At 46.4% G+C, this 12,614-nt stretch carries 14 protein-coding genes; 10 read left to right on the plus strand and 4 right to left on the minus strand.

Going from position 1 to position 12,614, the window contains the following annotated elements:
* Positions 1 to 145 precede the first annotated feature (145 nt).
* The 6 genes from ASG33_RS17720 to ASG33_RS17745 all read left to right on the plus strand — a co-directional run bounded on the left by ASG33_RS17720 (position 146) and on the right by ASG33_RS17745 (position 6,639).
* Positions 146 to 1,093: a PhoH family protein gene (locus tag ASG33_RS17720; RefSeq protein ID WP_056288641.1), complete on the plus strand. Its 948-nt coding sequence runs from the start codon at positions 146 to 148 to the stop codon at positions 1,091 to 1,093.
* Positions 1,074 to 2,360, plus strand: coding sequence for a M43 family zinc metalloprotease (locus ASG33_RS17725; RefSeq protein WP_056288076.1), 1,287 nt, complete (start codon positions 1,074 to 1,076; stop codon positions 2,358 to 2,360). The genes ASG33_RS17720 and ASG33_RS17725 overlap by 20 nt, the downstream gene beginning before the upstream one ends.
* Positions 2,361 to 2,362: 2 nt before the next feature.
* Entirely contained in the window at positions 2,363 to 4,141 is a 1,779-nt protein-coding gene (locus ASG33_RS17730; RefSeq protein WP_056288079.1) for a ComEC/Rec2 family competence protein, read from the plus strand.
* A 144-nt stretch (positions 4,142 to 4,285) separates the two neighbouring features.
* On the plus strand, positions 4,286 to 4,840 hold the full coding sequence (locus ASG33_RS17735; RefSeq protein WP_056288082.1) for an RNA polymerase sigma factor: 555 nt from the start codon (positions 4,286 to 4,288) through the stop codon (positions 4,838 to 4,840).
* Positions 4,818 to 5,558, plus strand: a complete 741-nt coding sequence (locus ASG33_RS17740; RefSeq protein WP_056288086.1) for a hypothetical protein — start codon at positions 4,818 to 4,820, stop codon at positions 5,556 to 5,558. The genes ASG33_RS17735 and ASG33_RS17740 overlap by 23 nt, the downstream gene beginning before the upstream one ends.
* A 19-nt stretch (positions 5,559 to 5,577) precedes the next feature.
* A complete protein-coding gene (locus ASG33_RS17745) occupies positions 5,578 to 6,639 on the plus strand; it encodes a hypothetical protein (protein ID WP_056288089.1) in 1,062 nt (353 codons plus the stop codon).
* A 17-nt stretch (positions 6,640 to 6,656) separates the two neighbouring features.
* Here ASG33_RS17745 and ASG33_RS17750 read toward each other — a convergent pair whose 3' ends face one another.
* Complete coding sequence (locus tag ASG33_RS17750) at positions 6,657 to 7,742, minus strand: hypothetical protein (protein WP_056288093.1); 1,086 nt, start codon at positions 7,740 to 7,742, stop codon at positions 6,657 to 6,659.
* Between the two features lie 66 nt (positions 7,743 to 7,808).
* Between ASG33_RS17750 and ASG33_RS17755 the strand changes: the two genes are divergently transcribed.
* Positions 7,809 to 8,285 carry a dCMP deaminase family protein gene (locus tag ASG33_RS17755; protein WP_056288097.1) on the plus strand — a complete coding sequence of 159 codons (477 nt, stop codon included), beginning with the start codon at positions 7,809 to 7,811 and terminating at the stop codon, positions 8,283 to 8,285.
* A gap of 98 nt (positions 8,286 to 8,383) precedes the next feature.
* Here ASG33_RS17755 and ASG33_RS17760 read toward each other — a convergent pair whose 3' ends face one another.
* A complete protein-coding gene (locus ASG33_RS17760) occupies positions 8,384 to 8,899 on the minus strand; it encodes a peptidylprolyl isomerase (RefSeq protein WP_056288101.1) in 516 nt (171 codons plus the stop codon).
* 96 nt (positions 8,900 to 8,995) lie between these two features.
* Here ASG33_RS17760 and ASG33_RS17765 point away from each other — a divergent pair, with 96 nt between their 5' ends.
* The 3 genes from ASG33_RS17765 to ASG33_RS17775 all read left to right on the plus strand — a co-directional run bounded on the left by ASG33_RS17765 (position 8,996) and on the right by ASG33_RS17775 (position 11,642).
* Positions 8,996 to 9,601, plus strand: a complete 606-nt coding sequence (locus tag ASG33_RS17765; RefSeq protein WP_056288105.1) for an ACP phosphodiesterase — start codon at positions 8,996 to 8,998, stop codon at positions 9,599 to 9,601.
* A gap of 61 nt (positions 9,602 to 9,662) precedes the next feature.
* Positions 9,663 to 10,682 carry a DNA polymerase III subunit delta gene (gene holA / locus ASG33_RS17770; RefSeq protein WP_056288108.1) on the plus strand — a complete coding sequence of 340 codons (1,020 nt, stop codon included), beginning with the start codon at positions 9,663 to 9,665 and terminating at the stop codon, positions 10,680 to 10,682.
* A 54-nt stretch (positions 10,683 to 10,736) separates the two neighbouring features.
* On the plus strand, positions 10,737 to 11,642 hold the full coding sequence (locus tag ASG33_RS17775; RefSeq protein WP_056288110.1) for a DNA-3-methyladenine glycosylase: 906 nt from the start codon (positions 10,737 to 10,739) through the stop codon (positions 11,640 to 11,642).
* Between the two features lie 2 nt (positions 11,643 to 11,644).
* Here ASG33_RS17775 and ASG33_RS26170 read toward each other — a convergent pair whose 3' ends face one another.
* Both ASG33_RS26170 and ASG33_RS17785 read right to left on the minus strand, forming a co-directional pair.
* Positions 11,645 to 11,902: an Ada metal-binding domain-containing protein gene (locus ASG33_RS26170; protein WP_056288113.1), complete on the minus strand. Its 258-nt coding sequence runs from the start codon at positions 11,900 to 11,902 to the stop codon at positions 11,645 to 11,647.
* A gap of 2 nt (positions 11,903 to 11,904) precedes the next feature.
* Entirely contained in the window at positions 11,905 to 12,606 is a 702-nt protein-coding gene (locus tag ASG33_RS17785; protein ID WP_056288117.1) for a 2OG-Fe(II) oxygenase, read from the minus strand.
* Positions 12,607 to 12,614: the final 8 nt, after the last annotated feature.

Below are 12,614 nucleotides of genomic sequence, written 5' to 3' on the forward strand. Positions count from 1 at the left end.
GATAATGAAATAGTTGGTCGGAAAACAGGCGTTTTTGCATTATTTTTTCGTGTGCGGAATAGGATTTTGTAATTCTTTGTTTTATAAATGTTGGTATTATTACTAAATTTTAGAACAAATAGGTAAACACTAAACTTTGATTCATTTGCTGGAAAAAATCATCACGCTCGAAGACGTTTCAATGGTTGACTTTTTGGGTATTCACAATTCGAATATTAAGGAGGTCGCCGCCGCTTTCCCGGAAAGCAAGATCATTTCACGCGGTAACGAGATCCGCATTCAGGGCACGGCGCCCGAGATTATCAGGATCACAGATGTAATGGACTCGCTTCTGGCACACTACCAGAAATATGGTAAAATCACCAATGACAATGTAAAAGGCTACCTCAACGGTGTTTCCAAAACGCCGGTGCCAAGTGGCGAAGACGATGACGATGTGATCCTTTACGGAAATAAAGGCCTCGTTATCAAAGCAAAAACAACTAACCAAAGGCTGCTGGTCGAGCAGGCGGCCAAGTTTGACCTGGTATTCGCAATTGGTCCCGCGGGAACGGGTAAAACATATACAGCAGTGGCCATTGCGGTACGCGCTCTCAAAAACAAGGAAGTCAAAAAGATCATCATCACACGGCCAGCGGTGGAAGCAGGGGAGAACCTGGGCTTTTTGCCGGGCGATCTGAAAGAAAAAATCGATCCGTACCTGCGCCCGATCTACGACGCGCTGGACGATATGATCGCGCCGGAGAAGTTGAAGTTATACCTCGAAAGCAGGACGATCGAAATCGCGCCGCTTGCCTATATGCGCGGACGGACGCTGAACAATGCATTCATATTGCTGGACGAAGCGCAGAATACCACGCCAATGCAGATGAAAATGTTCCTGACAAGGATGGGCCCGAGTTCCAAGGCAATTATTACAGGTGATAAATCACAGATCGATTTGCCGAAAAATCTTAAATCAGGTCTTACTGACTCTATTATGGTTTTGAAAGGGATCAAAGGGATCAGCTTTGTTGAATTGGACGGATCAGATGTGGTGCGTCACCGCTTGGTTAAGGATATTCTGGCTGCTTATGAAAAATCGGAGCAATAGGTTACTGGCATTGTTGCTGATGGTGTTGGGCACTGCTGCTATCTCGATAGCGCAGGTACCCGACGCTGAATTAACCCGTTGCGCGAGCACCGAGCGGGATTCTTTGAGAGTATTGAAGAATCCCGCGCTGCTCAGGCTGCGCCAGCATTCGGAAGAATTGATTCAGAACCAGGTTCGTTTAAGAAAAGCCAGCCGGATCAATGCGGATGAAATTATTACAATACCTGTCGTCGTGCATTTGATCCACGGACAGGAAAACCAGCGCATCGGTGGGGCCAACAATGCGAACATTACCGACGCGCAAGTCGCCAGCCAGATTGAAGTACTTAATGAAGATTACGGCAATACGTCAGGCTACAAGGGTTTTTATACCGATTCCCTGGGTGTAGATACCGGCATTCGCTTCAAGCTCGTAACCATTGTTCGCACCTACAATGCAAAATCGCAATTCAGTCCGGTCAGTGATGCCGACGAGCTTGCCGAAATTTCGCCGGCCTGGTCAACTAACCGCTACCTGAATATCTGGGTATGCCGCCTGAACGACAGGTACCTGGGCACTTCCCAATTCCCCATTGTTACGAAAATAACGAGCCAGACTGCCGGTCTCGGTACCGAAGAAGATGAAGCGAAAGACGCATTAACAGACGGTGTGATTATCGATTTCAGGTATTTTGGCAGAAATTCAGATGCGATCACCAGCAGAATTTACAATCTGGGCCGCACCACTACGCACGAAGTTGGACACTGGCTTGGATTGATCCACATTTGGGGCGACCAGAATTGCGGTACCGACTATTGCGCAGACACGCCGACTGCATTTACCAAAAATGAAACGACCGATACGGACTGCACACCCGTTTTCTCCAATTGCCGGGGTGTGAACACGCGTAACATGATCGAGAATTATATGGACTACTCGCCGGATATCTGCATGAGTATGTTCACCAATGATCAAAAGGAGCGAATGCACGCCGTGATGGAGCTGAGCAAGCGACGAGCCAAGCTGGTGGAGTTATCTAAAATTACCACAGAAGAGCTAATAGTGAATCTGTACCCGAACCCGGTTCAGGAAGTACTTTTTTCAGACGTTTACACGCCTAACTTTGAAGTATTTACTGCAAGCGTTTATAATCAAAAAGGGCAAAAAGTGATCGGTGAAGCTTTAAACCGAACTTCTCTCAACGTAAAAAATCTACCCAGCGGAATCTACTTTTATAAGGTACAAACCGCTTCCAGGACATTGACCAAACGGTTTTATGTTCGCTAACTATGCTGTCAAGAGCTCCATTTGTCGGCATTGTTTTGCTTTTTATGGCGGGAATACTTTGCGGAGACTTTCTTGCAGATCTTACAGCTGACTGGCTTCTTCATGGTATTCTTCTCATTACAGCAGCAAGCTGTTTGCTCTGCTACCAATTCAAATCTTCAAAGCTCTTTACTGCCGCATTCTGGCTTTTTCTGATTGTATCAGGTGCATTTTGCCGGATTACTGCTGAGCAGAAAAAGGATCAACAAATCGCCTATCTGGCGCAAGCTGACTATCGCGCCTATGAAGCCACAGTAACCAGTTTGCCTGAAAAGCGCGACAAGATGGTAAGACTGGAAGCCAATGTAACCCGCATTTTAGCTCACGGCCAATGGAGTGGTATACATACCAAAGTCTTGCTGAACCTGCCCGCTAATGCCGCCGAAATTCCTCAGCCAGGCGATGTACTTGTCGTGAATGGGCGGCTTGAACTTCCTGCGCCTGCACTCAATCCCGAACAATTTGACTATCGTAAATATCTTAGGAACAAAGGGATATTGTGGACCGGGCAGCTTTGGGAGGGTACGTTTCAGAGTGTTAAAAAACCGATCGATCACTGGTCGCCAAGGTACTGGCTGGCGGCTACTTCTGAGTGGGCGGACCTAAAATTTCGGGAGAATATTGTTGATAATGCGTCTTACGGTCTGGTTAAGGCAATGTTGCTGGGAAGGCGTGACGATCTGCAAGCCGGGCAGACCGACGATTATGTTGCATCCGGAACTGTTCACATTTTGTCGGTATCGGGAATGCACGTGGCGATCATCTTTCTGGCGATCAGTGCAATGCTGGGCTGGCTAAAACGCTGGCCGATCGGGAAGCTGCTTTATGTCGGGATAATGATCCTGCTTCTTTGTTTTTATGCGATGGTAACCGGCTTTTCGCCTTCTGTTCAGCGGGCAACTATCATGTGCATTGTTTTTGTGCTCGCGGAAGTTTCGGGCCGCAAGCAGCATTCCATGAACACCCTGGCGATTTCTGCATTGCTGATCCTGCTGTTCGATAATGCCGCTTTGTTTGACGTCGGTTTTCAGCTTTCTTACCTTGCCATGAGCGGGATTTTTCTGTTTTATGAACCGATTTACCGCATTTTCACGCCCAAAAGCAGGGTACTCGGCTTTGCCTGGCAGGTAACCGCACTTGCTTTTGCTGCGCAGCTTGCCACATTTCCACTGAGCCTCTACTATTTTCATCAATTCCCGACGTACTTCTGGCTGGTAAATCCATTTGTCATCGCATTCACAAACGTGTTGCTTCCGGCGGCGTTGGTTTTGCTGCTGGTAAGTGCCACTGGTATGTTTTGGCTGCAATGGCTGGCGAACCAGGTGGTGGAGTTTTCGGCTTACCTTACCAATGTAGCAGCCGGTATTCCGAAGCACTTTCCCGGGTATCTTGTGGAACAGGTTAACCTGGGCGCCATTGAAGTTGTAATGCTCTATTGCATTCTCTTTTTGATCTGGTACGCCTACGAGAACCGCGCGTATCACTCGTTGAAATACAGCTTCGCACTGGTGTTTCTGCTTACCAGTTTTTCTGTTTCAAAAAGCATTCAGCTGCACTTATCCGGGGAGCGGATATCTTACGTTATTCCAAAACACTCAGCAGGAAGTTACAGGCACGGCAATGTGCTCTATGTTGTCAGCGACAACGCGTTCAGATCCGACCAACGTGCATTCGATTTTTATGTCAAAAATTACGCAGTAAGCCGGGAAGTGAGCGAGGTTGTTTTTGTGAAATCGAAATAGACTGCCTCGCATTTACGTATTCACACGTCTGCAAACCTTGCCAGGTTTCATGCTTCATTAAATTTATTTCAAATATTTTCCAGTATCAGGCAACCGAAGTAGCTGTGAGTTCATTATAGCTGCGATTTTATTCAATAAGCGATTTTGATCACACCATCCATTATTTACAAAGCGCAAAAGAAGAATGCTGTGGCACAGCGGATGCTCTTTGATTTTTACGGACGGATTTTGTTCAGGCTAGCCAAAAGGTATCTTGTAGATCAGGCGAAAACAGAGGATGCGGTATCCGAATCGTTTTACATTATTTTCAAGAAAATAGGATCCTGCAATTTTATAGCTGTACCTCCATTTGAATCGTGGATTAAAAGGATTGTTGTTAACGAATGTCTGCAAGTTTTGCGGAAAGAAAAGCGGTTTGAGACGTATGACAATGATGAGAATAATGTAAATGAAGTTGATGATAGTACAGTCGAGAAGTTAACTGCCGAACAAATTTTTCATTTGATTGAAAACCTGCCAACCGGATACCGGACTGTTTTCAATTTGTATGAAATCGAGGGCTACTCACATGCAGAGATCGCGGGTTTACTGGGTATAAGCATCGGCACGTCCAAGTCTCAGTTGAGTAAAGCAAAAAACATTTTGCAACAGAAGTTAATTGAATTAGATCCGGCTTATGCAAAACGAAAACTTGTTTGACAAAATAAAGGAAACCGCCCTGCACGACCTTTCAGGTACAGATGATTTTGACCCCGAAAGAATTTGGGTAAAATCAAGAAGAAAAGAACAACGCAGTAAGGTTTGGCTATGGAAGTTCCCTGTGGCAGCGAGTGTCCTTTTTGTTCTTGGATTGGCGTTTTGGATTTCAGCAAGGCAAAATATTGACCTACCTGCCGGTTCCGTTACGAAAATTGCAAAAGTGCCGGACAATGCTGACACAAAGCCTAAGAAGGAATTTGCCAGGCAGTTTGAAGCCGACAAGAGATTACCTGTACAGCCTGCTTTACATTCCAATGTTTCAAAACAAATCGGCGGTAATAGGGATTATTCCTACGCATTGAAAGACAGCTTAATTACAAATGCACCTGTTGCAAAGGCTGTTCACATTGATACTGCTAGCGTAACATCGCGGTTAGCTGATATGGAAAATTTACGTCCACAAAATGCTGATTTAAGCGATACGGCTACATCTGCAAATCCGTTGGCACCAGTTAGGGAAAGAGTATTAACTGCCGATATTTCCCTGCCATCAGATAAGACAGAGCACGTTTCTACATTAACACAAATATTTGAACAGGTTAAAATAGATCGTATGATGCGCAAGAAGCGCCTGCAATTCAGCCGGCATTATCCTAAGAATGGCTTGTGGTCATTTGTTCACCACAGTTTTAAAGAATACCCTTCGCCTCGCAATTAACAAGCTTCATTTTTTAACCATGAACACGATTATTTTTCTCCTCGGGACAATGTTGAATTTGTCCCCCGCTAATGCATTGCCCGATACCATCATTTTGCGCGTCGGCAATAGTAGTAAAGTTATTTTTTACGGGAAGTCGCCGCAGGATTTGAAAAAGCTCGAACAACTGGATTTAAATCTGATTCTAAAAGATTTGAACCAAAAGCAAAGCATGACAGATACTTCGCAATTGCAACACATTGTTCTGGAAAATAGCGCATTCGAAAGCAAGAATGCAGCATTACCGGAGGGCTCGAAATATTGGAAAAATACTTTCTTGAACCTTCATGTCGGAACAGGTTACCATGTCAACCGTTACACGTTTTTCCAGCCGCCAACGTCAGTGCTTAACCATCCGACTGCACGATTATCCAGTGATATTGTCATGGAAAATCTGTTAACAACGAGCCTGTCTGTTGCGCATGATGCAAAATTGCTGGACCGTGACCGTTATGCATTTGCACTTCGATATGGGGTCGGCTTGGGGCTCAATATTCAGAGATACCTTCACTGGAATTCCATGCAATCAGTGCCATCGGAAGATATTGCGGAGATGAAGGAACGGGGAGAGGCGGTGTTGCAGGCTGAGAAGATCACGCCTCTACAATCTGACTTTAATGCTTTTCAGACTTATATCCAGCTCTCTCCCAAGATATCGCTCAAAAATGCGAATGGATTATCTACTTTCTATCTGGATCTGGGGATCAGGTTAAACTATAACCGGCTTTTCCCGAATGCAAGTCCCTCCATTTATTCTTCCTCCATACTCATTAATAATCCGTCAGGGCCGACAGCTGCCGGTGAAGGTCCTGTTATACGCGGTGGCGGATATGAAGTGACTGCCAGGAAACATACATTCGCTCCCAGCTATGTGGCGGAGATAGGATACAAATGGATAGGAGTTTTTGTTGTCTACTATCCTGACTACGTGCCGCTTACAACCAGGCTGGTCGAGGGGCCAGACAGAGCAGGTGCCGGATTTACAAACAACAAGAAAGGAAACCTTGGCTATGTATCCTTCGGGCTTCGGCTCGGGCGCTAGATTTTCGACTCCCGGGATCACTGTACCGAATACAGTTCGGCGATTTGCGCTGCTACTTTCTTGTCCCAGGCAGCCTGAACGCCAGCATTCAGCCCGTGGCCCGTTTCACCGTCGTATTGTTCCTGGTCACGGTTCATTTCCCTGAATGCTTCCAGGAACTGGTACTGGATCTCGCTGTCGTAATCTTCAATGGTGAGCTCCGCTTTTCTGAGACGCTCTTTGAATTTCTCTACAACCAGTCGCGTAATGTCAAAGTGGATCTGCTCGTGGCGCAGTGTACCTGCATTCCGCGATTCAGGCCGGCCCCAGGACATGCTTTTTACCATGAACGTTTTCAAACCGATTTCAACGACCAGATCATTGCCTTTCGGATAGGAGCGACCTTCGTAGCCGAAGCTTGTAAAAACAGCCGCTGCATAACGGCTGCCTGGTTTCGCACTTCTTACTTTGAAATCGTCCCAGATCAGCGGCCTTTTAGGAGAATAGAATACGGTGTCATCGTCTGCGGCAGTATTAATCTCCTTGAACACCAGCAACAAATTGCGGGCAAGCGCAGGATTTTTCCCGGCATTGCTTGACATCCATTTCTGAAAATGTACGAGAGATTGATCCAGCAGCTGTTTAACCAGCTTTTCGTAATCATATTTCGTTTCCGGGCGCGTGTAAGTTGCAGAGGTTTGATAACCTGTCAGCTCCACCGGCTGCATATCCCGGTACCACCTGAATTTGAGACTCAGCTTCACCTCACCGGTGACCTTATTGGGCCCGACACGTTTTTCGTTTAGCGACAAATCCTTGACAGTAATGTAAAGCGGGAGGTAAGCCTGTTCCTTTTTCGGCGCAGCAAACGACCAGTAATTGAACAGCTCTTTTTCCGCATTGCCCGGGAGTGCAGCGGGGATTTCCTTTCCAAATGCAATCACTTTGCCCAGCGCCGCCCCCGGGTTTGTGCGTTTGTCTTCTACTTCCTGAATGAAAAACTGGTAAGATTTAAACAGCGCCGCGGGCTCCTTAGATAAAGCCAGTACAACCCGATCCTGCTGTGCATGAGCTGCGAGCGGTAAAATGAATAATAGCAGATAATGCAAAACCCCTCTGATCATAGTCCTAAATCCATATTGAATCCAACTGCCATTTATCTAAGTTTGTAAAAAAATACAGTAAAACGAATGACATTACCTACAACGAATTTGCGGCCGGAATTTGATGACATTTTCATGGAGTTGGCAAAAAATCTTGCCAAACGCTCTCACTGCATCAAAGCCCAGGTAGGTGCGGTGCTTACAAAAGACACAAGGATTATTTCAATCGGATACAATGGACCGCCGGCGGGAACGCACAACTGTGATGAAGAATTTCCGGGAGTAGGCTGTCCGCGAGACGCAAAAGGAAGCTGCTCGCTGGCCCTTCACGCAGAACAGAATGCGATCCTGTTCGCAGTCAAAAACGGTTCAAACATTGAGGGATCGACACTTTTCGTAACCCTGGCGCCCTGCATAGCCTGTGCGAGGGTAATTTACACAATGAAGATCCGGAAGGTTATATTTCTGCATTCCTACGCAGCATACAAGGGAATAGCCGTAGAAGAAGGCGTAGAGTTTCTGAAAAGATTCGGCGTGGAAGTGGAGCAGTATAAGACGGAGTAAAGGGAAGAAAGGGACGAGGGAAGAAAGGGAAAGATTAACTAAGACTAGCTGATATATTTCCTTCCTCCATTCTCCCTTTCCTCCATTCTCCTTAAGAATCAATGATGATGCACACCACCTGCTCCGTGCACGTGGCCGTGGCTGATTTCCTCGGGAGTTGCAGGGCGTACTGAAAGGATCTGGCCGGAGAAATGCATTTGTTTACCTGCCAATGGGTGATTGAAGTTCATGAGAACGATATCTTCCTTGATCTCTACCACCTGGCCGTGCATTCTCTCACCGTCTTCGTTGGTCATCGGGATAATGTTACCTATCTGAAGCAGCTCGTCCTGATCTACATCTTCCATTTGGAAAACGGCCTTAGGAAGCTCTACGATAGCTTCTTCGTCGTATTCGCCGTAACCTTCTTCGGGCTCAACAGTAAATTCGAAAGTGTCACCTGCTGACAAACCTTCGATCTGCGATTCGAATCCTTCGGGCAGCCCGCTGATGCCCTGGATGAAGTACATTGGATCGTCTTCGCTGACTACCTCAACAACATCCATTTCTCCATCGGAGTCAGGAATTTGTAAGCTATATGTCAACGCGACAACGTTATTTTTTTCGACTTTCATTTGCTCGTTTGATTAAAATGAATGTTGTTGTAAAAGAATTGTTCCATAATAGGAATGATGGCAAACGTACGGGATTTTTGTTAAAATGTAATTGCTATGAACTTTTTAGCCCATATTTTGCTGTCAGGTGAAAGTGAAGGAATCATGATGGGAAATTATGTGGGCGATTTTGTAAAAGGGCGCCTGACACCCGAAAAAACGGCAAATTGGAACCCGGAGTACGTAGTTGGTTTGAAGCTGCACCGCTTCATTGATTCGTTTACAGATACCCATTCCGAGGTGCACGACGCCAAACAGCTCGCCGCCTTGACGCAGGGGAAACTCGCCGGGATTGTCATGGATATTTACTTCGATTATTTTCTTGCAAAGCATTTTGAGGATTACCATTATGAATCGCTGCAAGTGTATGTACACGGAAAATATTCGGAGATTGAAAAAAACGAATACCTGATCCCTGAAAGTATGATTCCGATGGTGCGGTCGATGATCCGGCAGGACTGGCTGACCGGCTACGCGACGCTCGAAGGCATTGACACTACATTTCACAGGCTCTCCCGCCGCGCAGATTACCTGCATCCCATTAAATTTGCAGCAAAGGAGCTGGAAGCGAACGAGGCATTTTATTACGAGAAATTCCTGAAGTTCTTTCCCGACCTCCAAGCTAACGCGGCGACGTTCATTACAAACAATGCAACCCGCTGACTTCCTTTTAAATATTAAGCATTCATATAATTGACATAGCCCGGCTTACCGGGTACCCGAAATGGCGCATACTCCTGAAAGCATTCTTAAAGACATTCGAAATAAAAGATACCTGCCGATCTATTTTCTGCACGGCGATGAACCTTATTATATTGATTCCATTGCTGAGGAGCTGGAAAAGCGGATTGTTCCAGAGTCAGAGAAAGGGTTTAATCAGTTTGTGCTTTACGGAAAGGATACGGATGTTGCCGGGGTGCTGAGCTATGCGCGCCGCTTTCCATTTATGTCGGAGCGGCAATTGGTTTTGGTTAAAGACGCAAACAAGCTGGGCGGGATCGAACAGAAAGATCAGCTGGCGCGACTGGAAGATTACGCGCAAAATCCGCTTTCAAGTACCGTGCTGGTATTTTGCTTTCATGCAAATGCCGATGAGCGCCGCGCCTACATCAAGGCAATCCATGCGAAAGGCGCGGTGGTGCAATCAAAAAAGATGTACGATAACAAGCTGCCCGACTGGGTTTCGTCATTTTGTCAGCAGGAGGGTGTCAAGATCAGCCCGAAGGCGGTGTTGATGCTGGTGGATAATATAGGTAACGATCTGAAGCGCCTGACTAATGAGATCAGAAAGGTGATGGTTAACCTGAAAGTAGGTGAGGGGATAGACGCGGGTGCGGTGGAGCGTTTTGTGGGTATCAGTAAAGAATATAATGTATTCGAGTTTCAGAAAGCGCTGATGTCGCGTGATGTGATGAAGGCCAACCAGATCGCGCACCACTTTTCGGCAAATACAAAGGATAACCCTCTGGCGCCCATTCTGATCATTTTATATAATTTTTACTCCAAGCTGCTGCTGGCGCACAAGTCGCCCGATAAGAGTGAAAAAGGCCTGGCGGCGGAGTTGGGGGTCAATCCGTATTTTGTTAAAGATTACCTGCTTGCCTGCCGGAATTACCCGCTGCCTAAGGTGGCCAGTATCATCCATTATCTCCGTGAATGCGACGGCAGGATGAAGGGACTTGACGGGGTTACGGTATCGGAAGGCGAGTTGCTGAGGGAGCTGGTTTTCAAAATCCTGCATTAAGATAAATAGCAAGAAACAGCTTTCAACGATATTCCAATTGACATATCTTCGATCATGGAAGAAGGAAACAGCATACTTATACCCACACCTGCGCTTTTCAGTTTTGAGGAATGTATGTGGTTTTTAAACCGCAACTACGACGACTGCCTGCATGAAATTCGCGATAACAGCATTTACAAGGCTTTGGAAATTAACGGACAGCTTGTGCTCGTCAGGATAGTTGAAAATGGGAACTTCCTTGAAGTTGAGCTGCTGAAAGGTGAAATGGATCAGGAGGGCGAAGCATTTTTAATCGGGTATATCCGCGAATGGTTTGATATGGATACCCAAATCCAGCCTTTTTATGATCTGTTGAAAAAAGATACGCGGCTGTCTTACATGGCAGAAGCATTCAAAGGTTTGCGACTGGTGAGCATTGCCAACTTATATGAGACAATTTGCTGGTCGATTATCGGCCAACAGATCAATCTATCTTTTGCATATAAGGTAAAGCGCGCGCTTGTGGAGCGGTTTGGCAAGCGGATATCGTACGAAGGTCGCAGCTATTTTGTGTTCCCGGATCCCGAAGTTCTGGCGGCGGTGAGTATGGAGGAGTTGAAGGCCATGCAATTCTCTACCCAGAAAGCGGATTATACGATCGGTATCTCAAAAGCATTTGCCTCCGGGGCGCTGAGCCGCGAAATGCTGGAAGCTTTGCCCGATTTTAGTTCGAAAATGAAGGCGCTTACTGCTCATAAAGGTATAGGTGTGTGGACCGCCAATTATGCATTGATGAAGTCACTGCGCGAACCGGAAAGTATTCCACATGGCGATATCGGACTGCTGAATGCATTGGCCAATCATGACATTATCCGTGACAGGAAGGAAACAGATCGTATAGCTGCGCTTTTCTCGCTGTACAAAGGTTGGGAGAGCTACCTCGTTTTTTATCTATGGCGGAGTCTGACCTTTAAACAATAAGATCAAACCCTTTTCCATTGCAGGTACGCTTGGCGCATGCAATGTGCGCAGGGCCGGTAGCCGTTTTCACGTGCTTCTGCTTCGGAGCTGAAAAATATCCTGTTTTGCTGTTTCATTCTTCTGCCGGAGCGGCAGTTCAACAAACCATAAATACGCAGCTTACTATTTCCAGCGAATCTGATTTCACCGCTTTGTATAAGCCCGAAAAGAAACCGGCTTGTGCGAAAAGAAAGTGGACGGAGTTCTGAGTGCAACAGCATAGCTAGCTCAATGCATCATGAAAAATAATCCCGAGCGTGTAGCGGCTGCCCGTATGTACCTGGCTTACGCCGTGCTTCATATTTGCACGAAAGTAGCCCCTTGTTCCTTTTATCGGCCGGAAGTTGGTCGTGAAAACGAGTATATCTCCCAAATTGGGTTGCACTACGATTGCTTTTGATTGCGCTCTCGGGATTTGCTGCGTAAGTACAAATTCTCCGCCGGTATAGTCCTGTCCTGCCTGATTCAGAAACAGGACCATTTGAATTGGGAAGAATACATCACCGTATAAATCCTGGTGCAATGTGTTGTGGCCGCCTTCGCCATATTTGAGGATCAATGCGGTAGGTTTTATTTGTCCGTGAGCGCTGCATTGTTCCAGGAACTCCGCAAAATCATTTGGGTAATGCTGCGAAATTCCAAGCTGCTGCATCCAGTTGTTCGCCACTGGAACAAGGTTTGGATAGTAGTTTTCCCGCAGTGCGCCAATCAATGCGGGCAGGGGATAGTTGAAGTATTTGTATTCACCTAAACCGAACCGGTAACGTTCCATCACGACCGTTTTGCGGTATAGGTCCGCGTTTCCGTACTGGCTGATCAGCTGGCTACATTCATCAGCATCAATGGCTTGCCTCACCAGCGCGGAACCGTTATTGTTGAGACTGTTCGCTAAAGTTTGCCATTCCGTGTTCTGTATTGCTCTCATTGCAGGAT

Source organism: Dyadobacter sp. Leaf189 (assembly GCF_001424405.1).
In the GTDB taxonomy this organism is placed as follows: domain Bacteria; phylum Bacteroidota; class Bacteroidia; order Cytophagales; family Spirosomataceae; genus Dyadobacter.